Source organism: Lelliottia nimipressuralis, from assembly GCF_004115925.1.
GTDB lineage: Bacteria > Pseudomonadota > Gammaproteobacteria > Enterobacterales > Enterobacteriaceae > Enterobacter > Enterobacter nimipressuralis.
In genome coordinates this window covers 233,416-250,494 of the sequence record NZ_SDDX01000019.1, presented here as the reverse complement: position 1 = coordinate 250,494, position 17,079 = coordinate 233,416, and the positions used below count along the sequence as shown (strand labels likewise).

The window sequence follows — 17,079 nt, the reverse complement described above, 5'->3', positions numbered from 1 at the left end:
AAGTCCCCCCCTCGCACCAACGAGGCAATATCAAAAAGAATAAGATAACAGTGCGAAGGTGGCGGAATTGGTAGACGCGCTAGCTTCAGGTGTTAGTGTTCTTACGGACGTGGGGGTTCAAGTCCCCCTCTTCGCACCACTTATCTTATCTCCTCCCTGATTAACTCCCTGTCATTTCCCTATTATTTCAAACTCATCATTATTACCAGCATTCCACTGATCAGCGCGACGCAAGACGGCAGCAGAACGAAATGACGCAACTGCTTATGCCAAATCATTCCTGATGTGACCAGCAGACCCGACACGATAATCGCTTTCCAGACGTCCAATGAGAGATCGGCAAATGTCAGCCCAGCGATGACGATCCCCGGCAGCAACACACCCCATCCACTTCCCAGCGCCTTGCTCAACATGTTTTTCTCTCTCAATGCGATAATGATAACCAATATCATATGATAGGTTTTCTCATTTGTCAGCACTGGCCGATACATTCCGGCAACCTTTACCTTTCCCGTAATGACAGGAAATGAGTAAGGTGATAAATTGCACACCTGTTAACTATTTATAATAAATTTCTGATATTTTAGTCCCTGATTATTGCGCAGTATTTCATTCACATCGGCAGCCATTAGTTTGATTTAATTCAGAATTACTAAAAACATACCGACATGACAGCACAATCCTGGCGTTCATTACGTCACAAGAAATATCAGTTATCTTTACGTTTATTTTTATTCCTGAACGCCGTGTCAGCACTTTTTACTGTGTTCAATCCCTTATACAGCGTGCATACGCTGACCCTGCCTGTCGCGCTCATTTTCACACTCAGCCTGTCGCTGCTGGTCTGGCACTGGAAGAATAAAACCCGGCAGATCAATATTCCGCTGATTTCATTCATCTTTGGTGGAATCTGGGCCTGGCACATTGCCTGGAAATTTATGCTGGTCACGCAGGACCCTTATACCTTCCTGCTGCTGGCCCTGCTAAGCGTCCTGTTTATCGGCTCGCTGGCGTTTGCCAGTGATATCAAAGCGTTTACTATCCACTCGCTGCCGACATTTCTGGTCTGTCTGTGGTTTTGCACTCCCGAGTACTGGCCACGCATCGTTTACTCCCTCGCGCTGCCGATGATTGGGATTGCAATCCATCACGTAATTCAAAGACGTAACGACCGTTTTGCTCAGGACTTGCTGTACCGACTGCTTGAGGAGCGGGAAACGCTTAACGATCTGAGCATGATGGATCCGCTGACCGGCCTGTATAACCGCCGTGGCCTGCAAAGCCGCCTGGAGAATCTGCCTACGCTTGAGCAGGGAGAACATTTCGTTCTGCTGCTGGATATCGATCATTTCAAGGCCTATAACGACCACTACGGCCATATGATGGGCGATCAGGCGCTGATTCGGGTTTCGGCTGCGATCCGCGACGCCGTGCGCTCACGCGATATTGTCGCCCGTTTTGGCGGGGAAGAGTTTATGGTGCTACTGACCAGCGTCACGCTCGATCAGGCGCGCCAGACCGCCGAGCGTATTCGCCAGAAGGTCTACGACCTGAAGATCCCGCATATGTTTAATGAGAGCGTGGCGACCAACGTCACCATCAGTATTGGCATTGCGATTTATGAGTCAGAGGATATCGAAGCGGCGCTCGAAAAAGCGGATAAAGCGCTCTACGAAGCCAAGCACATGGGCCGCAACAATATCCTCTTAAGCCCTGAACTCCAGGCAGGATAAGCCCCACCTCCCGCTTTACCGACAAAAGGCTTGCGATCGGTTTGCTCTATAGCTAGGATTGGCAATCATTATCATTTAGATTTGTATCCTATTCTCCTATGGCTACTCGTTCCGCACAAATCGTTGATCCTGTCATCTGGCTAGCCCCTCCTGGCGCCGGGCGTTCAACGCTTGCGGATTCCGTACGGGAAACCATCGCCGAACATCGCGCTTACCTGCTCGATTTCATCAAGCTGGATGAACCCCATCCGCACCAGGCCATGACGCTGGCGCAGTGGTCTCGCCCGGCAGAAATGCACTCTTTGCTCGCGGTCTACTCCGATCATATCTATCGAAACCAGCCTAATCTTGCGCGAGAAAATAAACCGTTACTCTCCCTGTGGGCGCAATGGTACATCGGGCTGATGGTGCCTCCGCTGATGATAGCCCTGTTAACGCAGGACGCCGCGCTGGACCTTTCCCCGGAGCATTTCTTCGTCGAGTTTCATGAGACCGGCCGCGCGGCCTGCTTCTGGATTGACGTCCATGAGGATCGGAATACGACGGTGTTGTCCGCGCAGGAGCGTATGGAAACGCTGGTGAAACAGGCGCTCATTCCAGTGGTAAATGCGCTGGAAGAGACTGGCGATATCAACGGGAAGCTTATCTGGAGTAATACCGGGTATCTCATTCACTGGTATCTGACTGAGATGAAAGTGGTGCTGGGCGATGAGACCGTCGAGGCGCTGCGTCAGTCCTGTTTCTTTGCCAAACAGCTTTCAGATGGCCAGGATAATCCGTTGTTCCGCACCGTGGTGCCGCGCGACGGATTACTGGTTCGTCGGACCTGCTGCCAGCGCTATCGCCTGCCGGATGTTCAGCAGTGTGGTGACTGTACGCTGAAGTAATAACTTTACAGACAGCCCTCTTTCAGCGGGGGAAAATGCAAATACAAAAACGGCAACCGAAGTTGCCGTTTTGCTTTTTGATTAAGCCACTTGCTGGCTATCCTCTTCAGCACGCTGTGCTTCTTCGGCTTCCTGCTCCAGCAACTGCTTCTCGTACACTTTAAAGAACGGGTAGTAGATGATGGCAGAGACCAGCGCCAGCAGGATGACCAGCACCGCCGCACGGAAGTCCCAGCCCAACGCCCACGCAGCACCCACAGGGGCCGGAGCGGTCCACGGCACCACAGAAATCACGCGTCCAATCAGATCCAGCTTCATGGCGGCCCATGCGAGCACCGCGTTAACCATCGGTGCCAGCAGGAATGGAATGAAGAACACAGGGTTCATCACGATTGGCGTACCGAAAATTACTGGTTCGTTAATGTTAAAGAAGCTTGGTACAACGCTTAAACGGCCAATGGAGCGCAGGTGTGCGGAACGGCTGCGCAGATAGCAGATCACCAGCCCCATCGTGGCGCCCGAGCCACCGATGACGATAAAGAAGGTCCAGAACGCTTCCATAAAGATATGCGGCAGTGGCGCACCCTGAGCCAGCGCGGTCTGGTTCATGCCCAGATTAGTCAGCCAGAACATCTGCAGCATGCCTGACACAATCGCAGCGCCGTGGATCCCGGCAAACCACAGCAGGTGACCAATCAACACAGCCAGCAGAATTGCAGGCAGAGAATCCGCCGCTGACACCAGCGGTTTAAAGATCGACATAATCGCCTGAGGGATTAGCATGTCGAACTGAGACTGAATAAACAGGCTCAGCGGATAAAGCGTAAGCACCACAACCAGCACCGGGATCAGCAGATCAAATGAGTTTTTGATCATCGGTGGCACCTGGTCCGGCAGACGAATGCCAATATTGTGTGCCTTCAGGAAACGCATCATCTCCACGCAGTACACGGCCACCAGAATCGCAGTAAATATGCCGGTCCCGCCCAGGCTATCGACTGGCATCGCCCCTTTGGTTTTCGGTGCAGCAACCAGTAAAAATGCCATCAGCGACAGCATCGCGCACATGAACGGGTCGAGCTGATGTGACTTAACGTAGTGCTTACCCAGGTTGTAGGCGATAGCCGCACAGATATAGATCGACATGATTCCCATGGTCATATCGAACGGGGTCAGGATCTGCCCTTCGAACTGTTTCGCCATATCCAGCCACGCACGGGCAAAGCCCCATGTGGTGTCCGGTGAGAAAGGCGGGTAAGCAAATACCAGCAAGAAGGAGCCGACAATCATAAAGGGCATCGCGGAAATAAATCCGTCACGAATCGCCATCACGTGGCGCTGGGAGGAGATACGCCCGGCGACGGGACTGACATAGTTTTCAACGAACCGGAAAATAAGATTAAACGCAGCATGGTTGGCAGACATAGTGGGGCTCCTGTCAGACGTTCAGTTTGGACGCAGACGCGCCACACGGTGATCCATACATCATTGTCACCACCTTGCTGGTTCGTGTACCAGCGGTACCGCTCGGACAAATTGGTTTCATATTCGACTCTTATTATTGGATACAGGGGAAGTTACACCGTCAGTATTAATCTCTCCATCACACTCTGCAACCGGTTACTGTAACCGGTTTCCGTGAATGTGAAGGCGATCCAGAAAACGAGTGAACAGAATATTTGTTACCTAAGAGATATTTACAGAGCATAATTTCTTATGACAGATTACGCAGGATATTTGTCAGGAGATAACAATGAGTTTGCAGTCCGTACGGCAATTTTTTGCTGACAATGCCCCGGATATTGATGTCATCGAGCTTAGCCAAAGCACCGCAACGGTTGCACTGGCCGCAGCCGCCCATCATGTCGAGCCGGGACAGATAGCGAAAACCTTATCACTGAAGGTTAAAAACGAGGTGATTCTGGTGGTCGCAAAAGGCGATGCACGCCTGGATAACAAAAAACTGAAAAATGCTTTTGGCGCGAAAGCGCGGATGCTGTGCAGTGATGAAGTGGTGACGCTAACCGGGCATCCCGTTGGTGGAGTTTGCCCTTTCGGTCTGGAGACTCCGCTGGCCGTTTACTGCGACGTTTCCCTTAAACACTATGAGGAAGTGCTTCCTGCGGCCGGGTCAATTCACAGCGCAGTGCGTATCGCGCCTGAGCGAATGGCTGAGCTTACATCGGCTAAATGGATTGATGTCTGCATCTGATCGCTGCGCCAGGTTCCTCTGGCGCAATGATGCACAATGAAAAGCACTACGCCGCCTTAACAGTCAGTTTCAGCTCACGCATGGGCAACTGCCCCAGAATATCTGCCGCATGCAGCAGCCCCACATCGGAACTCACCCCCAGCTTCACCATCACATTATATTTGTGTGCGCGAACGGTTTTGATATTGCGTTTAAGCTGCTCCGCAATTTCGGGGATGGAAAGGCCCGCCGAAAGATGGCGCATAATCGCCCGCTCCATTGGGCTTAACATTCTGGACAAGCTTCCTTGCCAGTGGGCAAACGCGTTGTTATTGACTCGCTCTGTTTCGCTTAACAGAATGATCAGCAGTTTTTGCAGCTCCGCCAGTGAGGCCGACTTACTGATTATTCCGTGAAGACGGGAAGGCGTCAGTTGACCGATCAATCTTGCCTCAACGTCGTCTGCTGCCAGAATAATGCGCTGTATACCACTGTGTGTCAGGGCCAGTTCTCGCAGTGACACCAGACAATTTCTTCGTTCTTCTCGCACATCTGAAAGCGAATAGATCACTGAGAAAAAAGGAGTCTGTGAAAGCGCAGCCTTGAAACTGCTAAAGTTTTTAAACAGATGAAGGCGATATTCGCTAAATGGCGCGATGGCAAAGAGATGTTCAAGCCCCACGGCACTCATCGTGCATTGGTCTATGACAGCAATATCTCTTCCTGAGGCATTTGTTTCCATTCCTTTTGCTCTCCATAGGCTGAGATTAAGTTCAGCTCTCTCATTCCCTGTGTACTATTGATCCATGCGTACATTTCTGCATTTCCGTGCAGAGATAAACGACGCATCGCACTATTTTTTTGCGCACTGACGGTTTTATTGCTTTTTTTCAGTAACGTGGCGATTTGGTTTATTCCCCAGCCTTTTCCAAGCAGACGTAATACTTTACGTTCCGAGAGGGTCAGTATTACAGGGACTTTATACTCATTATCATCAACTCGCGGCTCAGGTGATAACAGCGTCTGACTTATTCGGTCGGAATACTCGCTCCCCGCGCGGATCGCGTTGATGACGCCTTCGATAGGTTCCATATCCGAAAGCAGCGTGCTTTCAGGGCGTATGAGCAACTCAACAGCAAGAGGGTAAAGAGGACGTGAGACCAGAAAAATCCAGTGGATATCCCGGTACTGACTTAATAACAGATAATAGTGTTCAAGCGCGCCGCGAGGGTTGACGTAATCACCTGAAATATCAGCAACCACGACAGATGCACGATTTAAATTCTGTAAAGTCAGATCGTCATGTGTGCGGCAAAAAGACACGTCATATTCTGGAAAATGGCTGGCCATGATGCCGCCCAGACCGGTTTGCATCACCGGGATTTTACTGATAACGATTACTGATTTTCCCTTCACTGGTGACATAGATTCTCCGAATCCTTTCTTCATCTAATTAATGATATTAAAATCACGGCTCAGACATGGGCATTATCCTGACCCTAAGTTATTAGTACAGGTTATATTAACGATAACAACTATAATCCTGACATTGTTAAATCCGAGGATAATATAATACAAAAATCAGAATAACATAATAGTCCTTGCACAAAATATTAAACGCATCAAACTAAATTAATAAATTATATATATCATCAATTAGTATTCACGAAATAAATAAAAAACACCCCAGACCGCTCTGCGCCTGCCGTTGCATCCTGCCACTGATTGCACAAATGTTGATCTGACCCCGAGCCAGACAGGCTGCCGTTTGTGCTAAAAGTAAACATTCCAGACACTCTGGCAGTTCTCATTTTCAGGGCAACCAATGCAGGCAGATCAGTCGTCACAACGCGCCGCCACGCGACTATGCATACAGTGCGGTCTTTTCTTATTACAACATGGCGCAGAGAGCGCATTGGTCGAAGAGCTGTCGACCCGCCTGGGTCTGGCGCTGGGGATGGACAGCGTAGAAAGCTCAATCTCGTCTAACGCCATCGTGCTGACCACCATAAAAGAGGGCCAGTGTCTGACGTCGACGCGCAAAAACCAGGATCGCGGCATCAATATGCACGTGGTCACCGAAGTGCAGCACATCGTCATCATGGCTGAACACAAGCTTCTGGACTTGCCCGGCGTTGAAAAACGGTTCAACCAGATTAAGCCGCTGCGCTACCCGCGCTGGTTAGTCGTGCTGATGGTGGGGCTGTCCTGCGCCTGTTTTTGCAAACTGAATAATGGCGGATGGGACGGCGCGGTGGTGACCTTTTTCGCCAGCGCCATCGCCATGTACGTGCGCCAGCTCCTGACGCAGCGCCATATGCATCCGCAGATAAACTTTTGTCTCACTGCCTTTGTCGCAACAACCGTCTCCGGTCTGCTGCTGCGCCTGCCTGTGTTTGTCAGCACACCGAGCGTCGCCATGGCGGCCAGCGTCCTGCTGCTGGTACCGGGTTTTCCGCTGATCAACGCCGTCGCTGATATGTTTAAAGGGCACATCAATACGGGTCTGGCACGCTGGGCGATTGCGAGCCTGTTAACCCTCGCGACCTGCATCGGTGTGGTCATGGCCATGACACTCTGGGGGCTGCGCGGATGGGCATAATCGACTTTTTATTCGCTCTGGCACAAGACATGGCGCTGGCTGCCATTCCTGCCGTGGGCTTTGCGATGGTCTTTAACGTGCCGCAGCGCGCGCTACCCTGGTGCGCCCTGCTGGGCGCTATCGGTCATGGTTCGCGAATGGTAATGATGACCGCCGGGTTTAACATCGAATGGTCAACATTTATGGCCTCGATGCTGGTCGGCTGTATCGGCATTCAGTGGTCGCGCTGGTATCTGGCGCACCCGAAAGTGTTCACCGTGGCGGCGGTGATCCCGATGTTCCCCGGCATATCCGCCTACACAGCAATGATCTCGGCGGTGAAGATCAGCCACTTCGGCTACAGCGAGCCGCAAATGATCCTGCTGTTGAGCAATTTCCTCAAAGCCTCGTCCATCGTCGGCGCGCTCTCCATCGGTCTGTCGATTCCCGGTTTGTGGCTCTACAGAAAGCGCCCACGCGTTTGAATTTGTGTTCTCCCGCTGCCATGGCGATAATCCCTGCATTCTGTTTGGCGATGTAAGGAGTGGAAGTGGCTAACCCTGGCAGCGAATTCCCCGACCACCATGATGATTCCAGCCTGAAGGACAAAATTTTTCAGAGCGCGATTACCCTGTTTGCCGAATACGGTCTGAACGGCGCGCGAATGGAGCAGATTGCCGAAAAAGCCGGCACCACCAAGCGCATGGTGGTTTATCACTATAAAAACAAAGAGAACCTCTATCTTCAGGCGCTGGAGTACGTTTACACCGAGATCCGCGCCAGCGAAAAACAGCTTAGTCTGTCAGGACTGCCGCCCGTTGAAGCGCTGGTCCATCTGGTGGAAGCAACCTTTGACTACCACGCCGATCACCCGGATTACATTCGCATTATCTGCATGGAGAACATGCAGCGTGGCCGCTTTATGCAGCAGTCCAGCTATCTGCGTCAGGTTAATCGCAGCGCGCTCGAACTGCTGGAAGCGATCCTGCAGCGTGGCAAAGAGAAGCAGCTGTTTAATCAGACCGTTGATGCGCGCGACCTGCACCGTTTGATCAGCAGCTTCAGTTTTCATTACGTCGCCAACAGCTATACCTTCACGCTGCTGTTTGAAGACGGCGCCGATGAGCAGGCCCAGCGCCAGCACTATCGCAAAATGGCCGTTCAGGTGGCCCTTCGCTATACCTGTCCATAAAATTGCTTGCAATTAAATCGCGCACTACCTATATTCATTTCATGAACGCGAAAACGAACGACACCACCGCTGCGCTGATGCTGGATAACCAGCTCTGTTTTGCCCTCTACTCGGCAAATCTGGCGCTCAATAAGCTGTACCGGCAACTGCTGGCACCGCTTAACCTGACCTACCCGCAGTATCTGGTGATGCTGATTTTGTGGGAGCAGGATGACATTACGGTGTCGGAGATTGGCGAACGTCTGTTCCTGGATTCCGCCACCCTCACCCCGCTGCTGAAGCGTCTGGAAAGCGCTGGTCTGCTTGTCCGTCAGCGCTCGCGCCAGGACGAACGCCAGGTCGCCGTCACCTTAAGTGATGAAGGCCGCGCCCTCCAGCAGCAGGCGAAAAGTATTCCCCAGGCCGTGGGCTGTGCCGCACAATGCGATGCGGATTCCATGCTCGCTCTCAAGCAGCAGCTTGAGCAACTGCGCCAGCAGCTTCATCGCGCCTGAGGCTATAGTTAATAAGATTTTGTTTACCCATATATATCGCGCACTATTTAATAGCGCGCATAACCGTAAGATGAGGAACCTGCCATGTCTTTAGAAAAAGTTGTTTATACCGCCAAAGCCAAAGCCACCGGAGGCCGTGATGGCCGTGCGACCTCTTCCGATGGCGTTCTGGATGTCAAACTGGGCGTACCGAAAGAGATGGGCGGTATGGGTGGCGAAGTCACCAACCCAGAGCAGCTGTTTGCGGCGGGCTACTCTGCCTGCTTCCTGGGCGCGATGAAATTTGTCTCTGCCCGTGACAAAATCGCGCTGCCGAAAGATGCGTTTATCGAAGGTGAAGTTGGCATTGGTCCACTGCCAACCGGTTTTGGTATCGAAGCCAAACTGAATATCCACGTGCCAGGTATGGACGAAGCTGAAGCCAAAAAGCTGGTCGACGCGGCGCATATCGTTTGCCCGTACTCTAACGCAACCCGCGGCAATATTGATGTGACGCTGAATATCATCGCCTGATAAGCCCCGTCGTATGCAGCCCCGGTGCGCGCAGTGCCACCGGGGAAATCCCCCTCCGTCCCCCCTTCTCTCTGTGCTACTATGACCCCATATCACGACGTCGTATCCCAGTAGAGAAAGTGTTATGTCATCCAGACTCCTGACCACCAGCGTCGCCGGAATCGATGCCTTTGTGCGCGATCCCCGTGGCATCTTAACCAAAGCCGATGGCGGTACACTCGCTGTGTTTGCCGATAACGCGCCCGCGTTTTACGCCATCACGCCTGAACGCCTGGCACAGCTTTTGGATATTGAAGCGCGTCTGTCGCGCCCGGTCAGTGACGTCGCGTTAGATACACAATTCTTTGAAGAACGGACCAGTGCGCCGGTTGCCGTCCCGATGGGCAAATTTGCGATGTACTCTGGCTGGCAGCCGGATGCGGATTTCCAGCGCCAGGCCGCCCTGTGGGGTATCGCCCTGACGCAGACCGCCACGCCGGAAGAGCTGGCCGCGTTTGTCGCGTACTGGCAGGCCGAAGGCAAAGTGTTCCACCACGTGCAGTGGCAGCAAAAGCTCGCGCGCAGTATTCAGATCAACCGCGCCAGCAACGGCGGCCAGCCTAAGCGCGATATCAACACCATTTCCGAACCCGATAATCAGATCCCACCAGGATTCAGAGGATGATATGAAAAACGTCGGCGACCTGATGAAACGTCTGCAAAAAATGATGCCTGCCAACGTGAAGCCAGCCTTCACCTCGGGTGAAGAGCTGCTGGCCTGGCAAAAAGAGCAGGGAAAGATGCGCTCAGAAGCCCTGACGCGGGAAAACCGCGCCATGAAAATGCAGCGTACCTTCAACCGCTCCGGCATTCGTCCCCTGCATCAGAACTGTTCCTTCGATAACTATCGCGTGGAAAACGACGGTCAGATGATGGCCCTCGCCAAAGCACGCCAGTATGTCGAAGAGTTCGACGGCAGCATCGCCAGCTTTATCTTCAGCGGCAAACCGGGCACCGGCAAAAACCACCTTGCGGCGGCCATCTGTAATGAGCTGCTGCTGCGCGGAAAATCGGTTCTGATCATTACCGTCGCAGACATCATGTCGGCGATGAAAGACACCTTCAGCAACCGCGAAACCACGGAAGAGCAACTGCTGAACGATCTGAGCAACGTCGACCTGCTGGTTATTGACGAAATCGGCGTCCAGACCGAATCCCGCTACGAAAAAGTAATTATCAATCAGATCGTTGACCGTCGCTCCTCGTCGAAGCGCCCGACCGGCATGCTCACCAACCATAAAGCGGAAGAGATGACCAAGCTGCTGGGTGAGCGCGTCATGGACCGCATGCGCCTCGGCAACAGCTTATGGGTGAACTTCACCTGGGATAGCTACCGCGATCGCGTTACCGGCAAAGAGTATTAGGATATTTCCAGGAATGGCGCGCCTTTCACAGGTATATACTGAAGCCACTTCCAGCCCGATAAGGGCCTTTTAGAGTGCATTTTATGAAAAAAAATCTTCTTCTCAGCACAGCATTTAGCGTCGTTCTGCTCACCGGTGCCGCCCACGCGGCCTCCTGGCAGGAGTCACTCTCCAGCGCAGCGAACGAACTGAGCAAAAGCAGCGGTAGCGCCCAGAGCGGCGGGCTGTCTGCTTCGTCCCTCACCAGCCTGCTGGGCGGCAGCAATCAGAGTCTGAGCGCTGGCACCATGAACAACGCGGCGGGTATTCTGGGCTACTGCGCCAAGCAGAAGCTGGCGTCAGTCACTGACACGCAGAACATTAAAAACCAGGTATTAGATAAACTGGGGCTGGATACGCAAGAGCAGAAGCAGGACACCAACTATATGGATGGGATCCAGGGCCTGCTAAATGCTAAAGACGGCCAACAGCTGAACCTGAGCACCCTCGGTGACTCCGCGCTGGCGAAACAGGTGAAGACCAAAGCCTGCGATCTGGTGCTGAAACAAGGCGTTAATTTCCTCTCCTGATTCATCCCATTTTCTGCCACAACACGCCGCGATTGTTCCGTTACTCTGACAACGCGGCGCTAGACTCGTATTTTGCTCATTCTTTTACGTCTCAGCCCGCGTATAACGCGATGCGACGGCGATCAAAATTTCCACTTTCTAAACCAAATCCTAACAACAGCACATTTTAGTGACACTAGAATTGCAGCTATGTGACTTCGCCATTAAATTGTATCAACCAAAAAATAATCAGTTAGCCAGCTAAGCGACTGGCGCTATTGAGGATAAGCTGTTGTCAGAGTTTATTTCCCTTGCCCTGTTCCTGGCTTCCGTTGGCATCTATGCCTGGAAGGCCGGCCGCAACACCTGGTGGTTTATTGCCACATTACTGGTGTTGGGTATTTTTATTGTTTTAAACATTACCCTGTACGCCAGCGATTACTTTACCGGTGACGGCATCAACGACGCCGTGCTGTACACACTCACCAATAGTCTGACGGGCGCAGGAGTTAGTAAGTACATACTTCCTGGCGCAGGGCTGGTTCTGGCGCTAGTGGCGGTGTTTGGTACCCTCGGCTGGGTGCTGCGTCGCCGCCGCCATCTTCCGCATCATATGGGTTATAGCCTGTTGGCCCTGGTGCTGGCGCTCGGTTCCGTTGATGCCAGCCCGGCCTTCCATCAGATTACGGAGCTGGTGAAATCCCAGTCCCGCGACGGCGATACCGATTTCACCGCGTATTACAAAGAGCCGTCAAAAACCATCGCCCACCCGAAACTGAATCTGGTTTATATCTACGGCGAGAGCCTTGAGCGCACCTATTTCGATAACGACGCCTTCCCGAACCTGACCCCAGATCTCGGTCCGCTGAAAGACGAAGGGCTGGACTTCAGCCACACGGCGCAGTTGCCGGGCACCGATTACACCATCGCCGGGATGGTCGCCTCTCAGTGCGGCATTCCGCTGTTCGCGCCGTTCGAGGGTAACGCCTCCGCGTCGATGTCGAGCTTCTTCCCGCAGAATATTTGCCTCGGCGATATCCTCAAAAACTCCGGCTACGAAAACTACTTCATGCAGGGGGCCAACCTGCGCTTCGCCGGGAAAGACGTGTTCCTGAAATCCCACGGTTTCGATCACCTTTACGGTGCTGAAGAGTTAAAAACCACCGTCGCCGACCCGTCTTATCGCAATGACTGGGGCTTCTACGACGACACGGTGCTGGACGAAACCTGGAAGAAATTCGAGGAGCTGTCTAAATCCGGCAAACGCTTCTCACTGTTTGCCTTAACCGTGGATACACACCACCCGGACGGCTTTATCTCGCGCACCTGCGAGCGCAAAAAATACGCGATCAACGGCAAGGACAATCAGTCGTTCAGCGCCGTGACCTGCAGCCAGGAACACATCGCCGCGTTTATCAATAAAATCAAAACCTCGCCGTATTTCAAAAACACGGTGATCGTGGTCTCTTCCGACCATCTGGCGATGAAAAACACCGCGTGGGATGAGCTGAACAAGCAGGATCGAAGCAACCTGTTCTTTGTGATGCGCGGCGACCAGCCTCAGCAGGAGGTCATCGCCACGAAACGTAACACCATGGATAACGGCGCAACGGTGCTGGATATTCTGGGCGGCGATAACTTCATCGGGCTGGGGCGCAGCACGCTCTCCGGCCAGTCGCTCTCTGAAGTCTTCCTCAATATGAAAGAGAAGATTCTGGCGTGGAAACCGGACGTGATCCGCCTGTGGAATTTCCCGAAAGAGATGAAAGATTTCACCATCGACCAGCAGAAAAACATGATTGCCTTCTCGGGCAGCCATTTCCGCCTGCCGCTGCTGCTGCGCGTCTCCGATAACCGCGTCGAACCGCTGCCGGAGAGCGAATACTCCGCGCCGCTGCGCTTCCAGCTGGCCGACTTCGCCCCGCGCGATAACTTCGTCTGGATCGATCGCTGCTACAAAATGGGCCAGCTGTGGTCCCAGCCGCTGTCGATTTCAACGGACTGGTGCGTGTCGCAAGGCCAGCTCGGCGGCGAACAAATCGTGCAGCGCGTCGATAAAGATCAGTGGAAAGGCAAAACCGCGTTCAAGGATACGGTGATTAACACCGACCGCTATCAGCGCAACGTGGATATGCTGAAAGTGGTCGATAACGATATTCGCTATAAAGCTGACAGCTTCGTGTTTAACGTGGCGGGAGCGCCGGAAGAGGTGAAGCAGTTTAGCGGTATTTCGCGCCCGGAATCCTGGGGACGCTGGTCCAACGCACAGCTCGGCGATGAGGTGAAAATCGAATACGCCCAACCGCTGCCGGAGAAATTTGATCTGGTGATCACCGCGAAAGCCTTCGGCCCGAATGCCAACAAACCGATCCCGGTGCGTATCGGCGACAAAGAGCAGACGATAACCCTTGGCAACGAAGTGAGTACCACCACGCTGCATTTCGAGAACCCGTCTCGCAGCAATACGGTCGTGATCGTTCCGCCCGATCCGCAATCAACGAACGAGGGCAATATTCTCGGGCATTCGCCGCGCAAACTGGGGATTGGGATGGTCGAAATGAAAGTGGTACAGAACGCCGGTTAACGGCACATCTGCGTGTATGTCGGGTAAGCACAGCGCCACCCGACAACATCACAAATGCCTAAAGCGCCCCGCCTGAACAGGGCGCTTTTTTACATCAGAAGGTTTCCCAGTTTTCACTGGACGCGGTCGTCGCGGCAGCTGCTTTACGCCCCTTCGCCGAGATTACTGGCGTTTTCAGACCGGCGTTATCGCGTGATTTCTGCTGCTCTTGCTGAATGCGGAAGACCGCCACAGCCTGCGTCAGACGGCTCGCCTGCTCTTCCAGCGCGGCGGCTGCCGCTGCGGACTCTTCCACCAGCGAGGCGTTCTGCTGCGTCACACGGTCCATCTCCGCCACAGCCAGGCCGACCTGGTCGATACCGCGGCTCTGCTCATCAGACGCAGAGGCGATTTCGCCCATAATGTCGGTCACGCGGGTCACCGCATTCACGATTTCACCCATCGTTTCACCGGCGCTTTCCACCAGAGTAGAACCCAGCTCAACGCGGCCTACGGAGTCCTCGATCAGGCTCTTGATTTCGCGTGCCGCCTGGGCGCTACGCTGTGCCAGGTTACGCACTTCGCCTGCCACCACCGCAAATCCACGGCCCTGCTCACCTGCGCGCGCAGCTTCGACGGCGGCGTTCAGCGCCAGGATGTTGGTCTGGAAGGCAATACCGTCGATCACGCTGATGATGTCAGCGATTTTCTGCGAACTGCCGGCGATGTCACGCATGGTTTGCACCACGTTATCCACCACTTTCCCGCCTTTCTGCGCGGTCTCGGATGCACTCAGCGCCAGATTACTCGCCTGACGGGCGTTTTCGGCGTTCTGCTTCACGGTAGCGGTCAGCTGTTCCATGCTGGCAGCGGTCTCTTCGAGAGACGCGGCCTGCTGCTCGGTACGAGAAGAGAGGTCGTTGTTGCCGACAGAGATTTCGCTCGCGCCGCTGTAAATCGCGTTCGCGCCGTTACGCACGTCACCCACGGTGCTCACCAGCTCGCTCTGCATATGACGCAGGGTATCGGCCAGCTGTCCCATCTCGTTGGTGCCTTCGACGTCAATGCGCTTCACCAGATCGCCGCTGGCGATATGACGGATGCTGTCGATCAGACGATTCAAAGGCGAGATCAAGGATTGCTTGATGCCCAGCCAGACGCCGACGATCACCACCAGCACCGCGATCAGCACGCTGATCAGCACCCAGATCGCCTGAGTGTAAGAGCTGTTGCTGTCATCCACGGCGGTCTGATACAGATGATCGTTCTGCTGCAGGTAGTTCACATACTGCTTCTCAAAACCATCCTGATAGCTCTGGGTCGGCTGATCGAAGAAGTCATTGATCTTACCTGCGCCCAGCAGCTGAATCAGCTCGGCCAGCGCACCGTGATAGATATCATAGTTACGCTTGATCTCCATGGCGGCAGCGTCGCTCTGACGCGGATCGCGCGGCAGTGCTTCGTAGTCGGCCCAGTTTTTCTCCGCCTGCTTCAGGGAAGCGGACGCAATCTGCATCAGCTCTGCAACGGTTGCGCCGCTGCCGATATTGCTCTGATCCATCATGTAGCGAATACCCGCGCGGTTCAGGGTATTACGGGTTTGCAGCAACGCGACCCAGCTGCCGTTCAGCGTGGATTGTTGCTGGCGAATAGTTTGTAGGACAGTGAAGTTTTCTTTGTCATGCTTCAGGGCATTAAAGAAAAGACCACCGGATGTCAGTTGTAACAGGCCAAAAATAGCCAAAACCAGCAACAAGCTGGTGACAATCTTGATACGATTTAACATGTTTTCTCTTTCCATCAGACAGATAACAGAATTTTCGGCCTGGTTAGGGAAAACTTTACGAAAATCGTGTTGATGATTTGAACATTTACGGATGATTTCGCAAAAAACTATTAATGTTTATCCTAAATCGCGCCGTTATATATTCCATAAGATAAATTTTATCTCTGTCGCACTGACATATTCTGTCAGTGGCATCCTTATTCTTCAGAGATCCTCACCGCACTAAACGGGAATATAATATGACAACTCCAGCCCGCAGCCGCTCTGCTGAACGACTCGTCGATATTCTTATGGAGCTGCATTTAAACGGCGTCGTTAACCGCAGCGATCTGATGCAAAAATATAAAATAACCGAACGTACGGTATATCGGGATCTGAATGCGCTGTCGCCAATTGTTCAGCACACGGGAAATGGTCTGTATCGCCTGATTCACGCCCAGCAAAATCCCAGCGGGCAAGGGCTGCACAACGCTGTCGCTAACTTTTTGAATGCTGACAGTTATTTCCCTGACAGAGGCACCGCGTTCTGGCAGAGTCTGGAAGCGCGCGTGGAAGAGAATCATATTCTGATCCTCAACAACGACGCTGAGCACTCGGTTCAGAATGATATTCGTCGCCATCTCACTACAATTGAAAAATCGATAAAAGAGCGTCACGTTTGCCAGATAGTTTATAAAGACAAAACCCGGCTCATTAATCCATACAAATTAATTAACAAAAAAAATATATGGTATTTACAAGCTACGGAAAATGGCAGGCTGAAATCCTTTTCATTAAGCCAGATCAGTTGGCTGGATATTCAAAAAGAGACCTTTTCGCTGGATAGCGATACGGCTGAATTACTGGAAAAAAATCTCGACCCGTGGGTGAGTGAAGAGACCTTCGAGGTAAAAGTGTTTACCAACCACAGTATCTCGCACTACTTCACGCGCCGGGACCTGTTGCCAGAGCAGGAGGTGGTCGCAGAAAGCGACGATGGGGTGACGATCCGCTGTCAGGCGGCACATGAAAATCAGATCCTGCCGCTCATCTTCTACTGGCTGCCGAACATTCAGGTGCTGGAGCCTCAGTGGCTGCGGGACAAACTCTTCGACACGCTCGAAGGTTACATGACAGCTGCTACCGCCGACGCCCTCGAATAAACGATGTGATCTCAATCACATAAACCAGACCGCTGGCGGCGAGCCT

Annotated in this window: 18 protein-coding genes and 1 tRNA gene; 14 read left to right on the top strand and 5 right to left on the bottom strand. The window is 53.0% G+C overall.

The genetic code is table 11. The features are described from left to right. Positions 1-52: 52 nt before the first annotated feature. Positions 53-139 (top strand) — tRNA-Leu (locus tag ETG88_RS15955). Between the two features lie 43 nt (positions 140-182). On the opposite strand, the gene ETG88_RS15950 is transcribed toward ETG88_RS15955, so the two are convergent. After that, complete coding sequence (locus ETG88_RS15950) at positions 183-452, bottom strand: DUF1435 domain-containing protein (RefSeq protein ID WP_100780767.1); 270 nt, start codon at positions 450-452, stop codon at positions 183-185. A gap of 216 nt (positions 453-668) precedes the next feature. Between ETG88_RS15950 and ETG88_RS15945 the strand changes: the two genes are divergently transcribed. Together ETG88_RS15945 and fhuF are read left to right on the top strand one after the other, a co-directional pair. After that, positions 669-1,733: a GGDEF domain-containing protein gene (locus ETG88_RS15945; protein WP_129035770.1), complete on the top strand. Its 1,065-nt coding sequence runs from the start codon at positions 669-671 to the stop codon at positions 1,731-1,733. A gap of 98 nt (positions 1,734-1,831) precedes the next feature. Further along, positions 1,832-2,620, top strand: a complete 789-nt coding sequence (gene fhuF / locus ETG88_RS15940) for a siderophore-iron reductase FhuF (protein ID WP_129035769.1) — start codon at positions 1,832-1,834, stop codon at positions 2,618-2,620. An 81-nt stretch (positions 2,621-2,701) separates the two neighbouring features. On the opposite strand, the gene ETG88_RS15935 is transcribed toward fhuF, so the two are convergent. Further along, complete coding sequence (locus ETG88_RS15935) at positions 2,702-4,045, bottom strand: PTS sugar transporter subunit IIC (protein ID WP_100777747.1); 1,344 nt, start codon at positions 4,043-4,045, stop codon at positions 2,702-2,704. Between the two features lie 328 nt (positions 4,046-4,373). On the opposite strand from ETG88_RS15935, the gene ETG88_RS15930 reads away from it, so the two are divergent. Further along, positions 4,374-4,832, top strand: coding sequence for a YbaK/EbsC family protein (locus ETG88_RS15930; RefSeq protein WP_129035768.1), 459 nt, complete (start codon positions 4,374-4,376; stop codon positions 4,830-4,832). 46 nt (positions 4,833-4,878) lie between these two features. On the opposite strand, the gene bglJ is transcribed toward ETG88_RS15930, so the two are convergent. Further along, positions 4,879-5,502, bottom strand: coding sequence for a DNA-binding transcriptional activator BglJ (gene bglJ / locus ETG88_RS15925; RefSeq protein WP_129035777.1), 624 nt, complete (start codon positions 5,500-5,502; stop codon positions 4,879-4,881). A gap of 11 nt (positions 5,503-5,513) precedes the next feature. Continuing rightward, on the bottom strand, positions 5,514-6,236 hold the full coding sequence (locus tag ETG88_RS15920) for a response regulator transcription factor (protein WP_100777750.1): 723 nt from the start codon (positions 6,234-6,236) through the stop codon (positions 5,514-5,516). 400 nt (positions 6,237-6,636) lie between these two features. Here ETG88_RS15920 and ETG88_RS15915 point away from each other — a divergent pair, with 400 nt between their 5' ends. The 9 genes from ETG88_RS15915 (at position 6,637) to opgB (ending at position 14,126) form a co-directional block, all read left to right on the top strand. Next, on the top strand, positions 6,637-7,413 hold the full coding sequence (locus ETG88_RS15915; protein ID WP_100777751.1) for a threonine/serine exporter family protein: 777 nt from the start codon (positions 6,637-6,639) through the stop codon (positions 7,411-7,413). Further along, on the top strand, positions 7,404-7,877 hold the full coding sequence (locus tag ETG88_RS15910; protein WP_100777752.1) for a threonine/serine exporter: 474 nt from the start codon (positions 7,404-7,406) through the stop codon (positions 7,875-7,877). Before ETG88_RS15915 ends, ETG88_RS15910 begins: the two co-directional genes overlap by 10 nt. 65 nt (positions 7,878-7,942) lie before the next feature. After that, on the top strand, positions 7,943-8,584 hold the full coding sequence (locus tag ETG88_RS15905) for a TetR/AcrR family transcriptional regulator (RefSeq protein ID WP_107702312.1): 642 nt from the start codon (positions 7,943-7,945) through the stop codon (positions 8,582-8,584). A gap of 41 nt (positions 8,585-8,625) precedes the next feature. Next, a complete protein-coding gene (locus ETG88_RS15900; protein ID WP_100777754.1) occupies positions 8,626-9,078 on the top strand; it encodes a MarR family winged helix-turn-helix transcriptional regulator in 453 nt (150 codons plus the stop codon). Between the two features lie 84 nt (positions 9,079-9,162). Further along, positions 9,163-9,591: an organic hydroperoxide resistance protein gene (locus ETG88_RS15895; protein ID WP_100777755.1), complete on the top strand. Its 429-nt coding sequence runs from the start codon at positions 9,163-9,165 to the stop codon at positions 9,589-9,591. 124 nt (positions 9,592-9,715) lie between these two features. Then, positions 9,716-10,255, top strand: coding sequence for a primosomal protein DnaT (dnaT, locus tag ETG88_RS15890; RefSeq protein WP_129035767.1), 540 nt, complete (start codon positions 9,716-9,718; stop codon positions 10,253-10,255). A 1-nt stretch (position 10,256) separates the two neighbouring features. After that, a complete protein-coding gene (gene dnaC, locus ETG88_RS15885) occupies positions 10,257-10,994 on the top strand; it encodes a replicative helicase loader DnaC (protein WP_100777757.1) in 738 nt (245 codons plus the stop codon). Between the two features lie 83 nt (positions 10,995-11,077). Further along, a complete protein-coding gene (locus ETG88_RS15880) occupies positions 11,078-11,563 on the top strand; it encodes a YjjA family protein (protein WP_100780768.1) in 486 nt (161 codons plus the stop codon). Positions 11,564-11,834: 271 nt separating this feature from the next. Next, positions 11,835-14,126, top strand: coding sequence for a phosphatidylglycerol--membrane-oligosaccharide glycerophosphotransferase (gene opgB, locus ETG88_RS15875; protein WP_129035766.1), 2,292 nt, complete (start codon positions 11,835-11,837; stop codon positions 14,124-14,126). A 94-nt stretch (positions 14,127-14,220) separates the two neighbouring features. Here the strand turns inward: opgB and tsr are convergent, their stop codons facing one another. Beyond that, on the bottom strand, positions 14,221-15,891 hold the full coding sequence (tsr, locus tag ETG88_RS15870; RefSeq protein WP_102104533.1) for a methyl-accepting chemotaxis protein: 1,671 nt from the start codon (positions 15,889-15,891) through the stop codon (positions 14,221-14,223). A gap of 239 nt (positions 15,892-16,130) precedes the next feature. On the opposite strand from tsr, the gene ETG88_RS15865 reads away from it, so the two are divergent. Then, entirely contained in the window at positions 16,131-17,033 is a 903-nt protein-coding gene (locus tag ETG88_RS15865) for a helix-turn-helix transcriptional regulator (protein ID WP_129035765.1), read from the top strand. The last annotated feature ends 46 nt before the right edge of the window (positions 17,034-17,079 follow it).

Coding starts and splice junctions, on each gene's coding strand:
- ETG88_RS15950 (WP_100780767.1), bottom strand. CDS start 452: ATGATATTGGTTATCATTATCGCATTGAGAGAGAAAAACATGTTGAGC.
- ETG88_RS15945 (WP_129035770.1), top strand. CDS start 669: ATGACAGCACAATCCTGGCGTTCATTACGTCACAAGAAATATCAGTTA.
- fhuF (WP_129035769.1), top strand. CDS start 1,832: ATGGCTACTCGTTCCGCACAAATCGTTGATCCTGTCATCTGGCTAGCC.
- ETG88_RS15935 (WP_100777747.1), bottom strand. CDS start 4,045: ATGTCTGCCAACCATGCTGCGTTTAATCTTATTTTCCGGTTCGTTGAA.
- ETG88_RS15930 (WP_129035768.1), top strand. CDS start 4,374: ATGAGTTTGCAGTCCGTACGGCAATTTTTTGCTGACAATGCCCCGGAT.
- bglJ (WP_129035777.1), bottom strand. CDS start 5,502: ATGAGTGCCGTGGGGCTTGAACATCTCTTTGCCATCGCGCCATTTAGC.
- ETG88_RS15920 (WP_100777750.1), bottom strand. CDS start 6,236: ATGTCACCAGTGAAGGGAAAATCAGTAATCGTTATCAGTAAAATCCCG.
- ETG88_RS15915 (WP_100777751.1), top strand. CDS start 6,637: ATGCAGGCAGATCAGTCGTCACAACGCGCCGCCACGCGACTATGCATA.
- ETG88_RS15910 (WP_100777752.1), top strand. CDS start 7,404: ATGGGCATAATCGACTTTTTATTCGCTCTGGCACAAGACATGGCGCTG.
- ETG88_RS15900 (WP_100777754.1), top strand. CDS start 8,626: ATGAACGCGAAAACGAACGACACCACCGCTGCGCTGATGCTGGATAAC.
- ETG88_RS15895 (WP_100777755.1), top strand. CDS start 9,163: ATGTCTTTAGAAAAAGTTGTTTATACCGCCAAAGCCAAAGCCACCGGA.
- dnaT (WP_129035767.1), top strand. CDS start 9,716: ATGTCATCCAGACTCCTGACCACCAGCGTCGCCGGAATCGATGCCTTT.
- dnaC (WP_100777757.1), top strand. CDS start 10,257: ATGAAAAACGTCGGCGACCTGATGAAACGTCTGCAAAAAATGATGCCT.
- ETG88_RS15880 (WP_100780768.1), top strand. CDS start 11,078: ATGAAAAAAAATCTTCTTCTCAGCACAGCATTTAGCGTCGTTCTGCTC.
- tsr (WP_102104533.1), bottom strand. CDS start 15,891: ATGTTAAATCGTATCAAGATTGTCACCAGCTTGTTGCTGGTTTTGGCT.
- ETG88_RS15865 (WP_129035765.1), top strand. CDS start 16,131: ATGACAACTCCAGCCCGCAGCCGCTCTGCTGAACGACTCGTCGATATT.